At 53.2% G+C, this 19,426-nt stretch carries 18 protein-coding genes; 10 read left to right on the forward strand and 8 right to left on the reverse strand.

Annotated elements, in window-relative coordinates:
- The first annotated feature begins 24 nt into the window (after window positions 1–24).
- From ACO064_RS16210 to ACO064_RS16220, 3 genes are read left to right on the forward strand one after another with little or no spacing between them, the layout of a single operon-like run.
- Complete coding sequence (locus tag ACO064_RS16210; RefSeq protein WP_421828304.1) at window positions 25–792, forward strand: YHYH protein; 768 nt, start codon at window positions 25–27, stop codon at window positions 790–792.
- Complete coding sequence (locus ACO064_RS16215; protein ID WP_421828305.1) at window positions 755–1,366, forward strand: toxin-antitoxin system YwqK family antitoxin; 612 nt, start codon at window positions 755–757, stop codon at window positions 1,364–1,366. The genes ACO064_RS16210 and ACO064_RS16215 overlap by 38 nt, the downstream gene beginning before the upstream one ends.
- On the forward strand, window positions 1,272–1,973 hold the full coding sequence (locus tag ACO064_RS16220) for an SCO family protein (protein ID WP_421828306.1): 702 nt from the start codon (window positions 1,272–1,274) through the stop codon (window positions 1,971–1,973). The genes ACO064_RS16215 and ACO064_RS16220 overlap by 95 nt, the downstream gene beginning before the upstream one ends.
- Here the strand turns inward: ACO064_RS16220 and ACO064_RS16225 are convergent.
- A complete protein-coding gene (locus tag ACO064_RS16225; protein ID WP_421828307.1) occupies window positions 1,970–2,863 on the reverse strand; it encodes a porin family protein in 894 nt (297 codons plus the stop codon). The genes ACO064_RS16220 and ACO064_RS16225 overlap by 4 nt on opposite strands.
- Window positions 2,864–2,901: 38 nt before the next feature.
- On the opposite strand from ACO064_RS16225, the gene ACO064_RS16230 reads away from it, so the two are divergent.
- From ACO064_RS16230 to ACO064_RS16245, 4 genes are all read left to right on the forward strand, one after another.
- Window positions 2,902–3,879: a gliding motility protein gene (locus ACO064_RS16230; protein WP_421828308.1), complete on the forward strand. Its 978-nt coding sequence runs from the start codon at window positions 2,902–2,904 to the stop codon at window positions 3,877–3,879.
- Between the two features lie 40 nt (window positions 3,880–3,919).
- A complete protein-coding gene (locus tag ACO064_RS16235; RefSeq protein ID WP_421828309.1) occupies window positions 3,920–5,734 on the forward strand; it encodes an ABC transporter ATP-binding protein in 1,815 nt (604 codons plus the stop codon).
- A 105-nt stretch (window positions 5,735–5,839) separates the two neighbouring features.
- Window positions 5,840–6,271: a Fur family transcriptional regulator gene (locus tag ACO064_RS16240; RefSeq protein ID WP_114408695.1), complete on the forward strand. Its 432-nt coding sequence runs from the start codon at window positions 5,840–5,842 to the stop codon at window positions 6,269–6,271.
- Window positions 6,271–8,079 carry a MutS-related protein gene (locus ACO064_RS16245; protein ID WP_421828310.1) on the forward strand — a complete coding sequence of 603 codons (1,809 nt, stop codon included), beginning with the start codon at window positions 6,271–6,273 and terminating at the stop codon, window positions 8,077–8,079. Before ACO064_RS16240 ends, ACO064_RS16245 begins: the two co-directional genes overlap by 1 nt.
- A 367-nt stretch (window positions 8,080–8,446) precedes the next feature.
- Here the strand turns inward: ACO064_RS16245 and ACO064_RS16250 are convergent, their stop codons facing one another.
- From ACO064_RS16250 to ACO064_RS16265, 4 genes are all read right to left on the reverse strand, one after another.
- Window positions 8,447–9,661 carry an ATP-grasp domain-containing protein gene (locus ACO064_RS16250; protein WP_421828311.1) on the reverse strand — a complete coding sequence of 405 codons (1,215 nt, stop codon included), beginning with the start codon at window positions 9,659–9,661 and terminating at the stop codon, window positions 8,447–8,449.
- A 66-nt stretch (window positions 9,662–9,727) separates the two neighbouring features.
- Window positions 9,728–9,904, reverse strand: coding sequence for a hypothetical protein (locus ACO064_RS16255; protein ID WP_421828312.1), 177 nt, complete (start codon window positions 9,902–9,904; stop codon window positions 9,728–9,730).
- A 32-nt stretch (window positions 9,905–9,936) separates the two neighbouring features.
- Window positions 9,937–11,400: a leucyl aminopeptidase family protein gene (locus ACO064_RS16260; RefSeq protein ID WP_421831031.1), complete on the reverse strand. Its 1,464-nt coding sequence runs from the start codon at window positions 11,398–11,400 to the stop codon at window positions 9,937–9,939.
- 98 nt (window positions 11,401–11,498) lie between these two features.
- Entirely contained in the window at window positions 11,499–12,560 is a 1,062-nt protein-coding gene (locus ACO064_RS16265) for an alpha/beta hydrolase (protein ID WP_421828313.1), read from the reverse strand.
- Between the two features lie 164 nt (window positions 12,561–12,724).
- On the opposite strand from ACO064_RS16265, the gene ACO064_RS16270 reads away from it, so the two are divergent.
- Both ACO064_RS16270 and ACO064_RS16275 read left to right on the forward strand, forming a co-directional pair.
- On the forward strand, window positions 12,725–14,359 hold the full coding sequence (locus ACO064_RS16270; protein ID WP_421828314.1) for a carboxylesterase/lipase family protein: 1,635 nt from the start codon (window positions 12,725–12,727) through the stop codon (window positions 14,357–14,359).
- 170 nt (window positions 14,360–14,529) lie between these two features.
- Window positions 14,530–14,736, forward strand: a complete 207-nt coding sequence (locus ACO064_RS16275; RefSeq protein WP_421828315.1) for a hypothetical protein — start codon at window positions 14,530–14,532, stop codon at window positions 14,734–14,736.
- A 349-nt stretch (window positions 14,737–15,085) separates the two neighbouring features.
- Here ACO064_RS16275 and tnpA read toward each other — a convergent pair whose 3' ends face one another.
- The 3 genes from tnpA to ACO064_RS16290 all read right to left on the reverse strand — a co-directional run bounded on the left by tnpA (window position 15,086) and on the right by ACO064_RS16290 (window position 18,159).
- Window positions 15,086–15,547 carry an IS200/IS605 family transposase gene (tnpA, locus tag ACO064_RS16280; RefSeq protein WP_421828316.1) on the reverse strand — a complete coding sequence of 154 codons (462 nt, stop codon included), beginning with the start codon at window positions 15,545–15,547 and terminating at the stop codon, window positions 15,086–15,088.
- Window positions 15,548–15,904: 357 nt separating this feature from the next.
- Complete coding sequence (locus ACO064_RS16285) at window positions 15,905–17,623, reverse strand: GMC oxidoreductase (protein ID WP_421828317.1); 1,719 nt, start codon at window positions 17,621–17,623, stop codon at window positions 15,905–15,907.
- 14 nt (window positions 17,624–17,637) lie between these two features.
- Entirely contained in the window at window positions 17,638–18,159 is a 522-nt protein-coding gene (locus ACO064_RS16290) for a gluconate 2-dehydrogenase subunit 3 family protein (protein ID WP_421828318.1), read from the reverse strand.
- Window positions 18,160–18,506: 347 nt separating this feature from the next.
- Here ACO064_RS16290 and ACO064_RS16295 point away from each other — a divergent pair, with 347 nt between their 5' ends.
- Window positions 18,507–19,367: an outer membrane beta-barrel protein gene (locus ACO064_RS16295; protein ID WP_421828319.1), complete on the forward strand. Its 861-nt coding sequence runs from the start codon at window positions 18,507–18,509 to the stop codon at window positions 19,365–19,367.
- Window positions 19,368–19,426: the final 59 nt, after the last annotated feature.

Consider the following 19,426-nt stretch of genomic DNA (forward strand, 5'->3'; position numbering starts at 1 on the left):
GGAAAGCTTTCCGCAAACTGACCGATGAGAAAAAAAATCCTGGTCGTCTTCCTGACCGGCCTGACCCTGCTAACCGCTGGCGGAATAACCGTTTCCTGCCAGAATGATCCCGATCCCGAGTCTGAAATCATTTTGACGGACGTGCCGGAGGTCTACCAAAAAATCTACGGCGCCACCAGCATTACGCGTTCCGGCGACTACGTAACGATTAAAACAACGGGCGTTCCCGATCATAAAAGCCCGTATTTTCAGAATACCCGCTGGGTCACGGCGCAATATGAAGCCTACAATGGGACCAATGCTGCCTGGAAACAGAATCCGAATAAAATCGAGTCGTTTACGTATACCTTCCGGCTACCGGTTTCGCCGAAAGAAGCGACCACCAAATCGGCGACGGCGGGCGGCCCCATTGGCGTTTCGCTCAACGGCGTTCCGTTCTTCAACCAATATGCCGCCATGCAGGCTCCGCTTACGGATGAAATCAACGGTTTTGACCAATACAATGGCCACCCCGCCCAGGCTGGGGATTACCACTACCACGCCGAACCGACTTTTCTGACCGCCAACAAAGGCAAAGAAGCCCTGCTGGGGTTTCTGCTCGACGGGTTTCCGGTCTACGGTCCCGTTGAAAATGGCAAAACCGTCACAAACAGCGACCTGGACAAATACCACGGTCATTCACACGCGACGGCGGATTATCCCAAAGGCATTTACCATTACCACATCACGGCCACCGACCCCTACATCAACGGCAATGACTATTATGGGACGCCGGGGACATATACCAAATAACCGGTTTACGCTGCTGGTTTTTGCCTTCCTCGGACTGGCTTCGTGCGCGGATTTGACCATTCAGAACCAATTGGTTATAAACCGCGATACGGTGGCCGTATCCGTGAAAAACGGACGGTATTACCTGAATGAAAAACCGTTTGCCGGTCAGCTCTACCAACTGAACGAATGTGGCGATACGGTTTTTCTCGGCACCTACCGGAATGGACTGGAACACGGCATTCAGAAGACCTGGTATGCAAAAGGGCGGTTGCGGGAGGTTCGGCTTTTTAATGAGGGAGAAAAAGAAGGCCGGCATAGCGGCTATTGGGAAAATGGGACTAAGCGGTTTGACTACCTGTTTGAGCAGGATGTATGGAGCGGTGTTCAGCGTGAATGGCACGCCAACGGACGGCTGTTCAAACAATCACAGTATCAGGCGGGCTACGAACAGGGGCTGCAACGGGTTTGGGATACGGATGGTACCCTTCTCGCGAATTATGAAGCCCGAAACGGCCGGAATTACGGGAACATTGGCCGGAAAAACTGCCAGTCGGTTTGGCAGAATGATTCGGTTCGGGGGGCTGCTGAGTAGCCTGTGGCTGGCGGGTTGTTCAAAACCGGAGGGTGTTCCCTATTACCACACGGCGGATTTTACGCCCATCTGGACAACGGACCAAAACCAGATCGACACGCTGCATACGGTTTTCCCTTTTCGACTGACCGACCAGTTTGGCGATACGATCACGGAACAAACCGTTGCGAACACGGTGTACGTCAGCAACTTTTTCTTTACAGCCTGCCCGTCCATTTGTCCGAAAATGATGGAAACCGTGCGCGTCGTCTACGATCACTACCGGGGCAATCCGGCGGTGCAATTCCTGTCGCACAGCGTGACGCCCGAACGGGATAGCGTTCCCGTATTGAAGCACTATGCCGAGCGGAAAGGCATCGTGGGGCATCAGTGGCATTTACTAACCGGTAAGCGAAAATCGATCAATACCGTAGCGCGTCTCAGTTATTTTGTGGAGAAGGAGCAGGGATTTCTCGCCGATTCCGCCCGGTTTTTACACGCCGAAAACCTGATTCTGGTCGATCAACGGGGTCACATTCGTGGACTCTACAATGGCACACTGGCCGTGGAAGCCGACCGCATCATTCAGGACATCGACTGGTTGCTGACAGAAAACCAGAACCGCTAGAATTTCAGCCCCAGATCCAGCGAAACGACGTGGTTTTTTGAAACCAGATCCCGCGCCCGGGCCACATCCGTTAAGCCGCGCTGGTAGCTGACGCCCATGATCAGCGCCTGACTCTGGTTCAGGCGGTACTGAATGCCCGTTCCGAGCAACAGGCTGAGGCTGCCCCGGCTGTACTGCCGACTGTAATTTCCACCATCTTCGGCATTCTGAAACAGGGCATTATGCACAGAATCGAGCGGTTTTTCGGCCAGTTTGATGTTGATCAACCCACCGGTTTGAATGTAGAAACGGGCGTTGGGAAACAGGTTGTTGGCGTACATTTTGACCGCCAGCGGCAATTGCAGATACTGTAAATTATAGGAAGACTGCTGAAGTTTGGCCCCGGGGTCCCACACCGTTTGCCCGAATTGCCCCGGAATCCGATAACCCGACCGGTGAATCGTATACCAGATGCCGGAACTGAGTGAATACCGGTCTTTAAAAAAGAAATAATCGATGCTGGGACCAATGCTCATGCGCAGGGCGGCCCCGTTGTCACGGAACCCCACATACGAATTGAAGCCTTCGGCGGTATTGACCGTCACCGACGGCGCTACCCGAAAACTCATTTCAATCAGCTTTTGCGGGGGAGCGTAGTCGATTTCATCCTCCTGAATCCGGCGAAATACCTTTTCAGTTTCGCGACTGGGGCGGTTTTCCGGGTTTGTCCGGCGGTTATTTTTCCGGGGTGCCGGTTGCCCCCAGCCATCGTCGTCGGCCGTTTTATTCGATTTATTGGGTTCCTGCACCGTTACCCGGCCCTGACTACGGGCGTTCCCCACCAATCCCAAAAGCAGAAAGACCACCGCAATCATCTGCCCGGAACACCGGTATGAACCCAACTTTTTCATAAATTTGTATGTTTCCAAGAGAACGCTCATTAGGAAGGATGAAGATTTCACCCGTTGTTTTTTGCTTAGTAAGTATACTCATTTTCAATGCGTGTTCCAAAACCGAGGAACTGGTAACGATTGAACGGCCGGAACAGACGCTTTTTGGCTCCCGAAAGCCGGAAGCCATCCGTGAATGGCTGGACGATCACAAAACGATTGCGCAAGTCTATTTCGGAACTACCACCTTTGGCAAGGATACGGCACTGGTGAACGAATTGCTCAAACGAGTTAACGATAAGGAGCTTGACGTATTGTATAAGCAGGTTAATGCGGAGTTTGGAACGCTCGGCGACGTGCAGGATCAACTCTCGGAAGCCTTCAACCGGATGCACGAAAACTTCCCGGATTTTAAGCCGCCGAGGGTTGCCACGATGGTCTCCGGTTTCATGGGTCCGGATTTGATCATCAGCGATTCGCTGGTGGTGATCGGATTGGATTATTTTGCGGGACCCGAGGCCAAATACCGCCCCAAAGGATTACCGGCCTACATTTTACGGCGGTACCAGAAAGCATTCATTGTGCCAACCGTCCTCTTTGCGCTGTCGGAGCGGTTTAACAAGACCAATCAGCAGGACCAGACCTTGCTGGCCGACATGGTTTATTACGGAAAAAGCTATGTGTTCACGAAAACCATGCTGCCCTCCACACCCGACAGCCTCATCATCGGTTACACCGACCAGCAACTGACGCAAACCAACAACGTTCAGGAGGACATCTGGGCCTATTTCATCGACGCCCAATTGTTGTATGAAGTGAGTCCCGCCATCAAAAACCGGTACCTGAGCGAACGGCCTTTTACGGCGGAAATCAGCTCGAAAAGCCCCGGAGCGATTGGCCGCTGGCTGGGCTGGCGGATTGTCAGGAAATATTACGAGGAAAAAGAACCCGGTATTAAAGCGCTGATGGACAACGCAAACGCCCGACAGATTTTTGAGCAATCCGGCTACAAAGGATTCAAAGACGACAAGGAGTAAAATAAAATGATCGGTTCGCCGACTTTACAGGAAAAAAAGAATGGCAAAGAGAGGAAGGGGTTCTGACGAGAACGAAGAAGATAAAAAAGTGAAGGTGAACCGGGATGCGCTGAAAAAATCGTTGCGGCTGTTCCGGTTTATCAAACCGTATAAGGGGTATTTTATCACGGGGCTGGTGTTCCTGTTGCTGTCGTCGGCCACGACGCTGGTGTTTCCGAAACTGCTGGGCGATATTCTGAAAGTAGTCGAAAACAAGCTGTCGGCGGGTTCATTGAATGAGTTGACGCTGCTTTTGTTCGGGTTGCTGGTGATTCAATCGGCGTTTTCGTTTGCGCGGGTCTACCTGTTCGCGCAGGTCAGCGAGCGGTCGATGGCTGATGTTCGGCGGGCGGTTTACAAGAAAATTGTGACCCTGCCGATTTTCTTCTTCGAACAACGGCGCGTTGGTGAACTGACCAGCCGCATTTCGTCGGACGTCACCCAGTTGCAGGATGTGTTATCGACGACGCTGGCCGAGTTTCTCCGCCAGATCATTACGCTGCTGGCTGGGGTAGCCCTCATTTCCTTCACGTCGCTGAAACTGACCGGATTTATGCTGGCCACGGTGCCGGTGGTGATCGTGGCGGCTATATTCTTCGGGAAATTCATTCGCAAACTGTCGCGGAAAGCGCAGGACGAACTGGCCCAGGCCAACGTCGTGGCGGAAGAAACGCTGCAATCGGTCAGCGTAGTGAAAGCCTTCACGAACGAACCGTATGAAGTTCGGCGGTATTCGACGGCGCTCGATAAAGTGGTGCAGAACTCGCTTCGGGTGGCGAACTATCGGGGCGGTTTTGTGTCGTTCATCGTTTTTGCGCTGTTTGGCGGCATTGTCGGCGTGGTTTGGTACGGTGCCCAACTGATGCTGGCGGGTGAGCTGACGTTTGCACAACTGGTGACGTTTGTCATTTATACGATGTACATCGGCGGGGCCGTCGGCGGTTTGGGCGACCTATACGCCCAGATTCAGCGGACGATTGGGGCTTCGGAACGGATTCTGGACATTCTGGAAGAACAATCGGAAGTGGAACTGCCCGAGACGGAGCCGATTCAACTGGGCATTCCGTTGCAGGGCGACATCCGGTTCCGCAACATTCATTTCTCGTATCCGTCGCGCCCCGATGTCGAAGTGCTGAAAGGCGTTTCGCTGGAGGTTCCGGCGGGTCATAAAATTGCGTTGGTGGGCCAAAGTGGGGCCGGTAAATCGACGATCGTGCAGTTGCTGCTGCGGTATTATGCCTCGACGGGCGGTTCGATCACCATCGACGGCCGACCCATTCAGGACATCGACATCCGGTATTTGCGCCAGAATATTGCCGTGGTTCCGCAGGAAGTGATTCTGTTTGGCGGCACGATTCTCGAAAATATCTCGTACGGAAAACCGAATGCAACCGATGCCGAGGTGATGGAAGCCGCCCGGAAAGCCAATGCCCTGGACTTTATCGAATCGTTTCCGGAGAAATTCCAGACGATTGTGGGCGAACGGGGCGTTAAACTGTCGGGTGGTCAGCGGCAGCGGATTGCCATTGCCCGCGCTATTCTGAAAGACCCGGCGATTCTGATTCTGGACGAAGCCACCAGTTCGCTCGATGCCGAGTCGGAACGGCTGGTGCAGGAAGCGCTGGATGTGCTGATGCAAAACCGCACGACCGTCATTATCGCCCACCGGCTGGCAACCATTCGGAAGGTGGATACCATCTACGTGATCCGCGAAGGGCAGATCACCGAAACCGGTACGCACGACGAACTGAGCACGCTAGAAGACGGTTTGTACGCGAATTTGGTTAAATTACAGTTTGAAACGACGGATAGTTAAAATGCACCTCACTGCCCCCAACCCCCTAAAGGGGGCTAAAAAATCCGGATTTGAAGCCCCATTTAGGGGGTTGGGGGTAAACAGGATCAACCGGTTTTTAAGCGTATGAACACTGCCATTAAACAGACTTTGAATGACTTTCACCTGCGACATACCAGTTGTCGGGAGGAAGTGCTGGATACGTTTTTTACCGCCAATTATGCCCTGGCGCACCACGATATTGAAGAAAGCCTGAAAGACGACTTCGACCGGGTGACGATTTACCGGACGCTCAAAACGTTTGTCGACAAAGGCATTCTGCACAAAGTGCTGGACGACGAAGGCGGGTTGAAATACGCCCTTTGCCGCGAAGCCTGCGCCCACGATCACCACCACCACGACCACGTTCATTTCAAGTGTGAACAGTGTGGACAAACGACCTGTCTGGAAAATACCCTGATTCCGGCAGTCAGCTTACCCTCCGGATATAGTCGCAAAGAAACCAATCTACTGATTCAGGGCGTGTGTTCGCTTTGTAATAAAAACATCGCGTTGTAATGCCCCATTCGATTTTTGCGGAACGTGAAACCCGGTTTTTACAGGAAGAACTGAAAGCCCGCGCGGGCTACAACCGCCTGTCCATCATCCGGGTAATCTGGTTTGTTGGCGTGGCTTTTCTGGTATATTTTCTGGCCGACCGCGGACAAGATGGCTTCGCCATCGGTGTCGGTTTGCTGGGTATTATCGGTTTTCTGGTGCTGCTGAAACGCCACCAGGCCGTTCAGCGCCGACGCGATCGCGCCCGCTGGCTGGCCTTCATCAACCGCGACGAAACTGCCCGGCTGGAACGCAAATTCCTGCGCCCCGAAACCGGCCTTGAGTTTGCCGATGCCAACCATCCCTACGCCGGTGATCTCGATATTTTCGGCAATCACTCCATTTTTCGATTGCTCAACCGGACGTATACTTACGAAGGGAGCCGCAAACTGGCGTCTTATCTGCGGTCGCCCGTTCCCGTCGACGAGGTATTGCTTCGTCAGGATGCCGTGGCCGAATTGCGGCCTCTGCTCGATTGGCGGCAGGAACTGGCGGCTCTGGCGTACCTTAATCCGTCCGTTGGCGAATCTCCGCAGGCCCTGAAAAACTGGGCAACCAAACCGACCGACCCGCTGCCGGTGTATTTAGCCATCGCCCGCTGGCTGTTTCCCGCCATTACGCTGACCTTGCTGGTACTCTGGATGACCGGTTATTTGCCGGGCTGGGCCGTTACGGCTTCGTTGCTGGTGCACGGGGTGTTGCTGGGGCAGGTGGCTGAACGGGCGAAAAATGTGAGCGAACAGACGTTCGCGATGTCGCAGGCCCTGAAAACGTACCGCGATTTGTTGAAGCACCTCGAAAATCCGCGTTTTGAGTCGGCCATTCTGCACCGGTTGCAGGCTGTGACGAATCTCGAAAACCGGTCGGCAGCGGCCGCCATTGGCAAGCTGAGCCAACTGGTGGAAAACCTCAATTTTCGCCGGAATCCGTATTTTTTTCTGCTCGTCGGTATTGTTACCCTTTGGGATATTCACTATTTGCAGGCCCTCGATCGCTGGCAGCGCACCTACGGCCCACACCTGAACGACTGGCTCGATGCGCTGGCCGAAGCCGAAGCCTTGAACAGCCTGGCGGGTCTGGCGTATGCGCATCCTGACTACGCGGTTCCGGAATTCAGAGAGGAAACACTGCAACTGGATGCGCAGCAGGCCCGGCATCCGATGTTGATGGCCAACAAAGGCGTCGCCAACTCGCTGAAAATCGACGGAAACGGGCAAACGATTCTGATTACCGGTTCCAATATGTCGGGGAAAAGTACGTTTCTGCGGACGATTGGCACCAACGTCGTGCTGGCCCTGGCGGGTTCGGTGGTGGCAGCAGAGAAGCTGATTTGTTCGCCGGTGCAGGTGTTTACGAGTATGCGGACGCAGGATTCGCTGGAAGAAAATACCTCGTCGTTTTACGCCGAACTGAAACGCCTGAAAACGCTCATCGATCGCACGCGCCAGACGTCCAACTGGCCGGTTTTATATTTTCTGGACGAAATTCTGAAAGGTACCAACTCCGCCGACCGTCACCGGGGCGCGCGGGCCTTGATTCTCCAACTGCACGAAACCTCGGCTTCCGGTTTTGTGTCCACCCACGATGTCGAACTGGGCGATTTGGCAGCCACGCATCCGTTTATCCATAACTACAGCTTTAATTCCGATGTGATCAACGGTAAGTTGCATTTCGACTACCAGTTACGGAACGGCGTTTGCCGCAGTTTCAACGCCAGCCAATTGATGGAATCCATTGGGATTCAAATGCACAAGTTTCAGGAGGAGTGAGCGGGTATGGAAGATTTGAACCGATTCATCGCAGTAGTGCCAGCGGCACGACTCATTTTGTAGCAAAAAATGCCTTTTCCGTTTTTTTAGCGTGCCTTTGGGCACGCAACATTCCGTGCTACTGGCGTACCCAAAGGCACGTGGGGGGCGGGGTGATTGTCGTTTCTACAAAATGCGTCGTGCCGCTGGCACTGAATCGGGGCGGGGTGATCGTCGCTTCTACAATGTGGGTCGTGCCGCTGGCACTGAATGTAGAGCCGGGTGATCGTCGTTTCTACAAAATGAATCGTGCCGCTGGCACTGAATGGTTGAGTAGAAGCAATGAGGAAATCGTATGGTCGCGCTCCGATTCAAGATCAATCCGCATCTAATTCGTCGGTTTATCCGGAACGGGCGCCGACGCGTGGTATTCCTGATAAATCCGCTCCATATAGTTGTCGAGGAGTTGCAAAACACGCTCGCGGTCGGGCGATTGGACGATGAAACCGACGTGGTGTTCCTTGTTCATACGCCACTGGATTTCGTCGTCCGTAAAACCGTCGGTGTTGGGCCACGGCTGGCGGGCGAGCGAAATAATCAGCCCGGCATAGTGATTTTGCACCTCGGGTAATTCATACGGTTCATCCCGGGCCATGGCAGATTCGAGTTTAGCCCATTCGGCCCAGAGGTTGACGCCCGACGAGGTTTCGACCAGTTCGGCAATGTTGGCCCCACCCACGCGCGACGAGGTTTCCAGGAAATAATATTCCCCATCGTGATCCCCCCGGATGTATTCGGAATGGGAGGCACTCGACTGCATCCGAAACGCTTTCAAAACCGCATCATTCAGTTCGTACAGACTGTGGGCTTCGTCGGAATCAAAGGGTAAAATAGCCGTTCGGAAAACACCCCCGCCGTGGGCCACGTCCATCGGTGTGGCCAGATACTGGCTGGCGCGGGTGAAAATCGTTTTCCCATTTTGCGACAGTGAATCGACGTGAAACACGCGGCCCGGTTTGAATTGCTCGATCAAAAACGTGTGGCGCAGGTCGCCCAGCGAATGAATCACCTGCCAGGCTTCGTCCAGCGAATGCACCTTTTTGATCCCGGTGGCCGACGCTTCGGCACGCGGTTTGATGAGCCAGGGCGCTTCCGTGTTTCGGAGAAAATCGGTGATGGTTTCGTCGTGAAACAGACTGCTGAACGCCGGAACGCGGATGCCATCGGCAGCCGCCCGCATCCGCATCGCCAGTTTATCCCGAAAAAACCGGGCCGTGGTTTGTCCCATGCCGGGAATCCGGAACGTTTCGCGCACCAGGGCGGCTTTTTCGACGTCAAAATCATCCATCGCCACCACCCGATCAATTTGATGCGACCGCATGATGTGCGCCAGTCCGTTAATCATCACATCCAGATTCTGCGACGAATTGTCCTGCGACGGCAAATAAAAGAATTCGTCGACGGCTTCCCGCGGCCACGGATGATCGGCCAGTTTCTCGTAGGTCAGCAGATAAACGGTGTTGCCCGCTTCCTTGCAGGCTTTCAGGAAAGCTTCACCCTTAAAATACGTTGAGATGCAGAGAAAGGATAGTTTCTGGCTCATGAAGATTGAATGATTGTTGATGATTGAATGTTTATAATGGTTATTTGGTGGTTGAATGGTTGATAATTAGCCCACGGTTAAAACCGTGGGGCGCGTGATGGAAGTGCCCGGTTCATCAACCGTTAAAACGGTTTTGGAGCGCTTAAACCGTTGAAACGGTTCATCGTCAATTTCACGATTTCTTTTCCCCGGATTAAAATCCGAGGCTATTTTTTCCACGACGCCCGTGATCAGTTTAACCATTTTTTAACAATTTAACCATCAAACCATCTACTTCAACCATTCCGTAAAAAATCAATCAATAACCGAATTCCAAAACCGGTTGCGTTCTTCTGCGTTCCGAATTCCGTGTCCGTAAAGGCCGTTCCGGCGATGTCCAGGTGCGCCCAGGCGGGGTGCGATTCGGTGAAGACTTCCAGAAATTTGGCGGCACTGATGGCACCGGCCAGCGGTTTTCCACTGAAATTTTTCAGGTCGGCCACATCCGATTGAATGTCTTCCTTGTAAACATCCCAGAGCGGCAGCGGCCACAATCGTTCGCCGGTTTGGCTGGCGGATTTCAGGAGTTGGCTGGTCAGGTCGTCATTGTTGCTGAACAAACCGGCGGCATGGTAGCCCAGCGTGCCGATGACACTGCCGGTCAGCGTGGCGAGGTCGATCAGGACGTCGGGTTGGAAATTGCGCACCATATAGCCCAGGCCGTCGGCCAGAATGATGCGGCCTTCGGCGTCGGTGTCGATCACCTCGATGGTTTTGCCGAGGTAGGAGCCGATGACGTCGCCGGGTTTGGTAGCCTGGCCGTCGACCATGTTTTCCGTCGCCGGAATAATGCCGATGAGGTGAACCGGCAACCGGAGTTTGGCCGCCACTTCCATCGTTCCCAACACCGCTGCGGCCCCGCCCATGTCGCTCTTCATCAGGTGCATCCCGGTCGACGGTTTGATGGAAATACCGCCCGTATCGAAGGTAACGCCTTTGCCCACCAGTCCCACTTTTTTAGTATCCGGTAGATTGTCGGGTTTGTACTCCGCGATGATAAAAACCGGCGGATGTTCGCTGCCTTTGTTCACGCTCAACAGGGCCAAAAGTCCCTGCCGTTCGATTTCGGCTTTGTCGAAAACCGTCACCGAATAACCGTGTTGTTGGCCGGAAGCAAGGGCCCAGTCGGCCAGGACTTGCGGAATTTTGTAGTTGGACGGCGAATTCATCAGGTCCAGCATCTGCCGGTGCGTGGCCGCAATGGCTTCCGCGCGATGGAGTACTTCTTCGGCAATACCTTGTTGTTGATCAGCGATATAGATTTCCAGAATTCCTGTTTCCGAATAGAAATCCGTGATTTTGGGTTTATCCGTACTGTGCAATTTCAGATCATAACCACCCCAGCGAATGCCCAGCACCACGCTTTCGATGACGTCGGCAGCAAAACCGCTCAGATCGACGCCGACGGTTGCGGTCAGCCGGTCTTTTTGCCGGAAAAACAACTCCCGGAATGCCCGGAGCCAGACCATGGCGGTGAGTTCTTTTCCCAAACCCATCAGATACGTTTTTCGCCCTTCGGATTGATAGAGTGGAATGATTTCCCGGAAATCGGCTTTGAAATCGTGCTGCAAAGCCGCTGGTGTCAGGTTAAACCGGTCGGCCAGCGCGTTCAGCACTTCGGGTAAGTCGTCGGTTTGCTGAATCGGTAGAATGAGTGTGTCGGCAGACAGCGGCTGGGTGGTCGTGAGTTGAATTTGCATCATCAAAGAATTTAACCTCTCAATCCCCTAAAGGGGATTTGGACACAGAATGTCCAGATTTGAAGTCCCTTCAGGGGATTGAGAGGCAAAGGTAACAATCAAAAAAACAACCATTCTACGGCCTGTGGAAATTCCCGGCCCCAGCGGTTTTCGGTGTGTTTTCCTTTCGGATCGACGGACAGGTGAATTTTGAGGTTTGAGCTGTTTTTCTGCCGCAACAAGGATTCCTGCAAACGCTGCAGGGCCGGAATCATGTAAGCCGACTCCTTTTTCCCGCCGTACAAATACACTTTTGTCGGTTCGGGATGGTAAAACCGCAGGGCGTCGGCATAGACTTTGGGAGCGGCCCATAGCGAAGGCGAGAAAACCAGCAGCTTTCCGAAGGTGGACGGATGCCATAAACCGGCATACACACTGATCAAACCGCCCATCGAACTGCCACCCATACCGGTGTGAGTTCGGTCGGACAAGGTACGATAGTGGGCGTCGATGTGCGGTTTTAAGGCATGAACGATGAAGTCGAGGTAATGATGCCCTTTTCCATCGGCCAGCCGGGTGTTGTACGGCAGAAATTCCGCAACACGTTCGCTATCACCGTGGTCGATAGCGACAATAATGATGTTATGGTGATTTCGGTGCGCCAGAATCGCCAGTTTCTGATCGATGGTCCAGTTGCCAAACGACGAGCCTTCGCCAAACAGATTTTGTCCGTCGTTCAAATACAAAACCGGATACTGGGTGTTGGATGCGTCATAATCGTGGGGTAACAGCACCCGAATCCGGCGGGTAGTGTTAAGTTGTGGCACGTCAAAGGCATCGCTGACCAGTCTGATTTTGGGCAGAAAAGCCGGGTTGAACGGCAGACCATGCCAACGCCAGTGGGGAACCACATCCCGGTGAATTCCGGTTTGACGGCGCGAAAACCGGTTCGGCACACCTTCGCCAGCCGCGCTCAGTTCCACCGAATCCCAGCTTCCGCGCGTGTATTTGTATTCCAGCGGAGCCAATCCGGCGGGAAGTTCAATGCAATATTTCCCCGGCCCGGTTTTCTGTAGCTGAAACCGCTCCACATCGGGATACCACTGGCAAAACGACCCGGAGACAAAAACCGGTCGGTCGTCGTCGGCAGGGGTGGTGAGTTCGAAACGGATGGAAGCCATGCAGGGTTGGTCTGATTAAGGTCTTTACGCCCTGCCGTTGTAAAGATTGGCGTAAATCTCTATTATTGTTCACAAAATGAGACAATAAAAGATTCGCTTATTCCTAAGTCGTGTGCTTTTGGTGGATGCTTTGCAAGTTCTCATTTTATACGAAACGAAACACTATGAAAACCTTTTTAATCCTGACGGTATTGACGATTCAGGTAGCCGAGATGGCGAATGCGCAATTGAACAAGACGCCCCCGCAAGCCAAAACCGCCAATGGCGTGGTCGAGGGCATCACCGAACCCACTGGAATCCGGGCTTTTAAAGGCATTCCGTTTGCCCAGCCGCCCGTTGGCGAGCTACGCTGGAAAGAACCGCAGCCCGTCAAAAACTGGCAGGGCGTCCGGAAAACCACTCAGTTTGGCCCCCGGGCCATGCAACGCGCGGTTTTTGGGGATATGGGATTCCGGTCGAATGGCATGAGTGAGGATTGCCTGTACCTGAACGTGTGGACACCCGCCAAATCGGACAAGGAGAAACTGCCGGTTCTGGTGTATTTCTACGGGGGCGGTTTTATCGCCGGTGATGGCTCGGAAGGTCGTTACGATGGCGAGAGCATGGCAACCAAGGGTATGGTGGCCCTGACGGTCAACTACCGGCTCGATGTGTTTGGTTTTATGGCGCATCCCGAGTTGACGAAGGAATCGGCCCATCAGTCGTCAGGAAATTATGCGTATCTGGACATGGCTGCGGCTTTGCGCTGGGTGCAGCAAAACATTGCGGCTTTCGGTGGTGATCCCAAGCGGGTGACCATTGCTGGGGAGTCGGCGGGGTCGATTGCGGTGAGCGGTCTGATGGCGTCGCCCTTGTCGAAAGGATTGATTGCCGGAGCCATTGGCGAAAGCGGTTCGTTGCTGGGCGGTTTGCCACCGGTTCCGCTGGCGAAAGGCGAAGAAGCCGGAGCGGCTTTTGCGAAGGGCGTAGGTGCCGGTTCCCTGGCGGATTTACGGGCCATGTCGGCGGAAAAACTGCTCGAAGCCACGGGCAAACCCGGTACGCCCCGGTTTAGCGCGACGGTGGACGGCTATTTCTTCCCGAAACCGCCGATGGAAATTTTTGCCGCTGGCGAGCAGGCGCAGGTGCCGCTGCTGGCGGGCTGGAATTCGGAGGAGATGAATGGCCGGGCGGTGTTGGGAAAAGAAGCGCCAACGCCCGAAGGCTATGCCAATGCCGTAAAAAAACTCTACAACGACCGCGCCGAAGAGGTGTTGAAACTGTATCCGGGTTCGACGGAAGAAGAAGTGATGGAATCAGCCACGGCGCTGGCGGGCGACCGTTTTCTGGCCTACAGCACCTGGAAATGGGCGGATTTGCAGAGCAAAACGGGTGGTGGCAAGCCGGTGTACCGGTATTATTATTCGCGCCCGCGTCCGGCGATGGTACCCGAAATGGGCAATGCCGCTCCCGGTCTGGCGGGTGGCGTCGTGAAGTCGACGGACGCCAACGCCGTGAAAGTACCGCCCGCGCGGGGGGCCGTCCACTCCGCCGAGATCGAGTATGCGATGGGAAATCTCTCCAAAAATAAAGTATACGCCTGGACGCCTGACGATTATAAAGTGTCCGAAGTGATGCAGAAGTATTTCGCCAACTTCGTCAAAACCGGGAATCCGAACGGTTCTGGTTTGCCCAACTGGCCCGCCATCAACAGCGGCAACAGCGTGCAGTTTATGCAAATCGACGTGAACACCCGCCTGGAGACGGAGAAAAACCGGGCGCGGTATCTGTTTCTCGATCCGTATTATACGAAGCAGTAGGTTTCGGAATTGTTATTGGATGAAAGCAGGGGCGGTTCTTTGGGAGCTGGCCCCTGTTTTTTTGGGGAAGGTTAGAGGAGTTTAGTAATCGGATTTAGAAACCTGCAAGGTCTTCAAGACCTTACAGGTTTTTGGGTTTTTCTATACCAAACTCTGTAGATTGTAAACTTATGATTCCTGAATCGGCAATTCTTAGAAAATACATTCGCGCCTTTCAAAAGTTGAAGCAAGGCGGAACACGGTATGGTAAAGCCCCACACAAGCCGGTTTTCCTGTTGACTTCTGTTGAATCAATCTTGACACAAGAAAAATTAGAAGATATAAAAAATAATGTGCCCCTAACAGAATTTATATGGAAATATATAGCGCATGCATAATTGGAATACCTGAAAAGTAGCAAGAATAGATTTTTATAAATTTTATTGGATAGTAGCGGTATTGTCGAGATAAATCATTGCAAGACAAATCTATCGAAAAGCCGGGACTGTTGTGCCGCTTTTTTGCGCCGTCAGGCGCTGAACAGCGCAGCGTCGGTAGCAAGAAATGTCAATTTCCCGCCCTCCCCGTGTGCCGTATGGCACACAACCGGCGGAATCGTTGCGTGCCATACGGCACGCGGGAGCATTGGGAGGACCATCGTTGCTACCGACGCTGCGCTGTTATGTCCTTTTGGGACACATGGGACGCCTATTTTGTGAGAGTTAGGAACAACGACAGGATGGAACCTCATTCCAACGGCTTGAACAAATACCGTTCGTCATAGTCGACTTCGAACGCATCCAAAAAACGGCGGTATTCGTCTAAAAACGTTCGGGTTTGGTGATGTTCTTCCTGGTTTTCAATGTATCGGATGACGGCGGGTAGCTGGCTTTTGCCGTACGAAAATGCGCCGTAGCCTTCCTGCCAGGCAAAACGGTTGGCCGTCAGGCGGTTTTCATTGATCCATTTTGAAGAGTCCTGTTTGAGTTGCTGCATCAGGTTGGAAAGTGATTGAGTCGGGCGCATTCCCATCAATAGGTGAACGTGATCCGGCATGCCGTTGATGGCGAGGAGTTTATGCGTATGGTTGTGGAGGATGCCTGTCATGTAATTATACAATTTGTATTTCCACGATGGCGAAATGACGGCGGTTCGGTGTTTCACCGCAAAGACCAGATGCAGGTGAATTTGGGTGTAGGTGTTTGGCATGGTGGTGGAGGGTATTCGTTTTGAAGGAAGGTTTTGTCCCTACGGGACACCGTTAGGGCAGGGGCGGTAGTTTCTACCGACGCCTTCGGTTGTTGTATCCCTACGGGATGATATAGGATTGATGTTGTTTGTTTTTACCGACGCCTTCGGCTGTTGTATCCCTACGGGATGATATAGGATTGATGTTGTTTTGTTTTACCGACGTCTTCGGCTGTTGTACCCCTACAGGATGATCAGATGATTGAACTGTTTTTCTATAGATCCTTTGGGCTTTTATGGTACCATTAATGTGTTTGAGCAAGCATTTAATGCGCAAAAAAAAGATGATAAGCTATCGATTAGCTTACCATCTTTTTCCTACAAATTCCCCTTCTTCAACTCACTCACCGCGTGATTGGCCGCCCGCGCCGTGATGGCCATGAAGGTCAGCGACGGGTTTTGGGTGGAGGTGGAAGTCATGCAGGCGCCGTCGGTGACGAAAACGTTTTTGCAGGTGTGAAACTGGTTCCACTTGTTCAGGAGCGAGGTTTTCGGGTCTTTGCCCATCCGCACACCGCCCATTTCGTGAATGTCGAGTCCGGGCGCTTTGTCGGGTTTGTCGTGGGTCTGGATGTTGGTGAAACCGGCCAGCGTCAGCATTTCGGACATTTGCTCGTGGAAATCCCGGATCATCTTTTCATCGTTGTCGTCGTAGCCCACCGACACCCGCAGTTGCGGAATGCCCCAGGCGTCTTTCAACTCCGAATCCAGGGCCACAAAACTCTCTTCTTTGGGAATAGTCTCGCCCATCATGTGCGAACCGACGCGCCAGTTGCCGTATTTCCGGTTGAACAGACCCGCTTTCAATTCTTCACCAATACCGGCGGTGTCATTGCTGGTGACGCGGCTTCCGCTGAAACCGGCGGCATAGCCCCGCAGAAAGTCGGTTTCCTGCTTGAAGACGTTGCGGAAACGGGGAATGTAGCTGCCGTTGGGTCGGATACCGTCGGTGGTTTTGTCGAGCAAACCTTCGTATTCGGCAGAAATGGTTGTTCGGAAATTGTGGAAAGCCATGTATTTTCCCAACAAACCGTTGTCATTTCCCAGGCCGTTCGGAAACCGGCTGGATTTGGAATTCAGCAGAATCAGGTTGGAGTTCAGACAGGCCGCGTTGACGAAGATGATTTTGGCAAAATATTCCGTCTCCTGCTTCGTGTTGGCATCGATCACGCGCACGCCCGTGGCTTTATTCTTTTTGCCGTCGACCAGAATCGAATGCACGACTGAATCGGGACGTAGCGTCATTTTGCCGGTTTTGGCGGCCCAGGGCAGCGTCGACGAGTTGCTGCTGAAATACCCGCCAAACGGACAGCCCCGCTGGCAAAGATTCCGGTTTTGACACTGTCCGCGTCCCTGTTTCAGGTGAATTTCTTTGGGTTGGGTCAGGTGCGCACAGCGACCGATGATGATGGGTCGCGCGCCTTTGTAATGCGTCGCCATCTGGTCGGTGAAGTGTTTTTCCACACACGACTGCTCGTGGGGCGGCAGAAATTCGCCGTCCGGCAATTGCGCCAGACCGTCTTTGTTGCCGGCCACCCCGATAAATCGCTCCACGTGGCTGTACCAGGGCGCAATGTCGGCATAGCTGATGGGCCATTCCACCGCAAAACCGTCGCGGGCGGGGCCTTCAAAATCATATTGTGACCAGCGTTGGGTGCCGCGCGCCCACATCAGCGACTTCCCGCCGACCTGATAGCCCCGAATCCAGTCGAACGGTTTTTCCTGGACGTACGGATGTTCGGCATCTTTGACGAAAAAATGGGCTGCGTCTTCATTAAAGGCGTAACAGCGGCTGGCAATCGGGTTGGCGTCTTTCAGCGCCTTCGGAATTTGTCCCGCGTGTTCAAACTCCCACGGATTCATCATGGTGGTGGGGTAGTCAGTCACGTGTTTGACGTCGCGGCCGCGTTCCAGTACCAGCGTGCGCAGGCCTTTGTCGCACAGTTCTTTAGCCGCCCAGCCGCCACTGATGCCGGAGCCGATGACAATGGCATCATAGGTGCGGTCTTTTACCGAATCGATATTGATGTATGACATAGAAAGGAGAGGGGTCAGTTGTTGATAAGATCCACGCAGCCGTGGTAAAAACCGGGCGCCATGACGTATTTCCGGACGTTGACGAGGTAATATTCCGAGTTGGTATACCCCCGGATGGTCAGGCCTTTGATCAGATTGGTGAATTGCTGGGTTTCCGGTTCGGCTGCTGCGCTGAGTTGCCGCAGGAGGTCGGTGCGTTGGGTGGTGTCGCAGGCCGTAAACGCTTTGCTGTAGGTCTGCTGGGCCAACTGGTCGGTTTTGGCCAGTCCGGTTTTCAAGAGTTCCTGCGCCGGTTGATCATAACAATCATTGATCATGCGCATGACGAACTGATGGACTTTCAGAGATTTGGCGCCGGGCGTGGTGGTTTCGGGAATGAACGTCTCGACCAGTTCGGCCAGCATCGTTTCTTCGGCGCGGGATGCAAAAATGGTCTGACCAACGGTTTCGGGCGTCCAGCCGGTAGCCCAGGCGGGTAGCGTCACCAGACTCCCCGTTGCCATCATCAGGCTTTTTAAGGCGGTACGTCGTTTCATGAAGTATGGGTTTATGGAACAAAAGTATTAAACCTTTTCGGGAATCAGAACTGCGCCGGATTTTCCGATACGGGTTTGTCTTCGGGGCTCAATACCGGGTGTTCTTTTCAATAAAAAGAACGTTTGGCCCGGCAAAGCGCGTGTCTTGGACAAAATTTACCCTGTAATTTTTTTTACCAAAACAATGTTAATATTTATAAGTAGTTGACTATGTGGAAGTTGAGGTGTTTGGGTTAGCCGGATTTGCGGGTTAAATTGTAGGTAGAAAAACATTGTTGATGCGAACACGGTTTAATTAGGCGCAATGAATATTGCACCTAATATTAATCAACGTTATCCAAACCGTTATGAAAGCACAATTCACATTAATGGCAAGCTGCCTTTTAGGGGCGCAACTGGCGATTGGTCAGAACACTACCAACACGACGTCTACCACGAGCACATCGACCTATAGCGCACCGGCAACCGACACGACCCGGGCAACCGGTACGACTTATTCAACGACGCCAAGCACCATGTCGACGGATAATAATGCAACACAGACAACCGGGACGACCTACTCAACGACGCCTGCCCCCGCTGCGAACAGTGCCAATACCGTGACCACGACCACGACGACCACTTCATCGACGGATGACCAGATGAGCCGCGACAACCGGAATAAAGCGGACAGACCAGCGGGAAAAGATGGTAAATTCGGGATCTATGCGGGGGTGAACTTCTCCCGTTTTATGAACGAACCCATTCCCTCTGATGCCTACCGGGTCGGTTGGCAGGCTGGCTTGTACGGTCGTACGGGCGGAACGGTTTTTGGGCAAATCGGCCTTGAATACCGGAATTCAACCACCGATTTGATCCGCACGGGTCAGGGCACTACGCCGGGATCGGTTTCCGGTGAAGTTCGTGGCAAAATTGACCAACATTTTCTGGCAATTCCGGCCTACGTCGGTCTGCGAATTGGCAGCGCACTGGGCTTGCGGGTTCAGGCTGGGGCTGAACTTTCTTCGCTGGTGGCCATTGGTGACAACAATTTTCAATTGGAGAAAGACGATCTGAATCGTACGATTCTGAACGGTTTGCTGGGAGCCGGTATCAATCTGGGTCCTTTGACGCTGGATGCGGTGTATAACCACGGTTTTCAGAATGTGTTCGATGATGCTGATGCCAAGCGCCGGACGTTTGCTTTTAACCTCGGTTTTCGCTTTTAAAAAATCGGGCGACTTTTTCTGTACCCTAAAGTGTTCCGAAAGGGATGCTTTAGGGTATT

The sequence above is a fragment of the Larkinella sp. genome (assembly GCF_965227735.1).
Lineage (GTDB): Bacteria > Bacteroidota > Bacteroidia > Cytophagales > Spirosomataceae > Larkinella.

Coding starts and splice junctions, on each gene's coding strand:
- ACO064_RS16210 (WP_421828304.1), top strand. CDS start 25: ATGAGAAAAAAAATCCTGGTCGTCTTCCTGACCGGCCTGACCCTGCTA.
- ACO064_RS16225 (WP_421828307.1), bottom strand. CDS start 2,863: ATGAAAAAGTTGGGTTCATACCGGTGTTCCGGGCAGATGATTGCGGTG.
- ACO064_RS16235 (WP_421828309.1), top strand. CDS start 3,920: ATGGCAAAGAGAGGAAGGGGTTCTGACGAGAACGAAGAAGATAAAAAA.
- ACO064_RS16295 (WP_421828319.1), top strand. CDS start 18,507: ATGAAAGCACAATTCACATTAATGGCAAGCTGCCTTTTAGGGGCGCAA.
- ACO064_RS16240 (WP_114408695.1), top strand. CDS start 5,840: ATGAACACTGCCATTAAACAGACTTTGAATGACTTTCACCTGCGACAT.
- tnpA (WP_421828316.1), bottom strand. CDS start 15,547: ATGCCAAACACCTACACCCAAATTCACCTGCATCTGGTCTTTGCGGTG.
- ACO064_RS16255 (WP_421828312.1), bottom strand. CDS start 9,904: ATGGTTAAACTGATCACGGGCGTCGTGGAAAAAATAGCCTCGGATTTT.
- ACO064_RS16250 (WP_421828311.1), bottom strand. CDS start 9,661: ATGAGCCAGAAACTATCCTTTCTCTGCATCTCAACGTATTTTAAGGGT.
- ACO064_RS16220 (WP_421828306.1), top strand. CDS start 1,272: ATGAAGCCCGAAACGGCCGGAATTACGGGAACATTGGCCGGAAAAACT.
- ACO064_RS16270 (WP_421828314.1), top strand. CDS start 12,725: ATGAAAACCTTTTTAATCCTGACGGTATTGACGATTCAGGTAGCCGAG.
- ACO064_RS16215 (WP_421828305.1), top strand. CDS start 755: ATGACTATTATGGGACGCCGGGGACATATACCAAATAACCGGTTTACG.
- ACO064_RS16265 (WP_421828313.1), bottom strand. CDS start 12,560: ATGGCTTCCATCCGTTTCGAACTCACCACCCCTGCCGACGACGACCGA.
- ACO064_RS16245 (WP_421828310.1), top strand. CDS start 6,271: ATGCCCCATTCGATTTTTGCGGAACGTGAAACCCGGTTTTTACAGGAA.
- ACO064_RS16260 (WP_421831031.1), bottom strand. CDS start 11,400: ATGCAAATTCAACTCACGACCACCCAGCCGCTGTCTGCCGACACACTC.
- ACO064_RS16275 (WP_421828315.1), top strand. CDS start 14,530: ATGATTCCTGAATCGGCAATTCTTAGAAAATACATTCGCGCCTTTCAA.
- ACO064_RS16230 (WP_421828308.1), top strand. CDS start 2,902: ATGAAGATTTCACCCGTTGTTTTTTGCTTAGTAAGTATACTCATTTTC.
- ACO064_RS16290 (WP_421828318.1), bottom strand. CDS start 18,159: ATGAAACGACGTACCGCCTTAAAAAGCCTGATGATGGCAACGGGGAGT.
- ACO064_RS16285 (WP_421828317.1), bottom strand. CDS start 17,623: ATGTCATACATCAATATCGATTCGGTAAAAGACCGCACCTATGATGCC.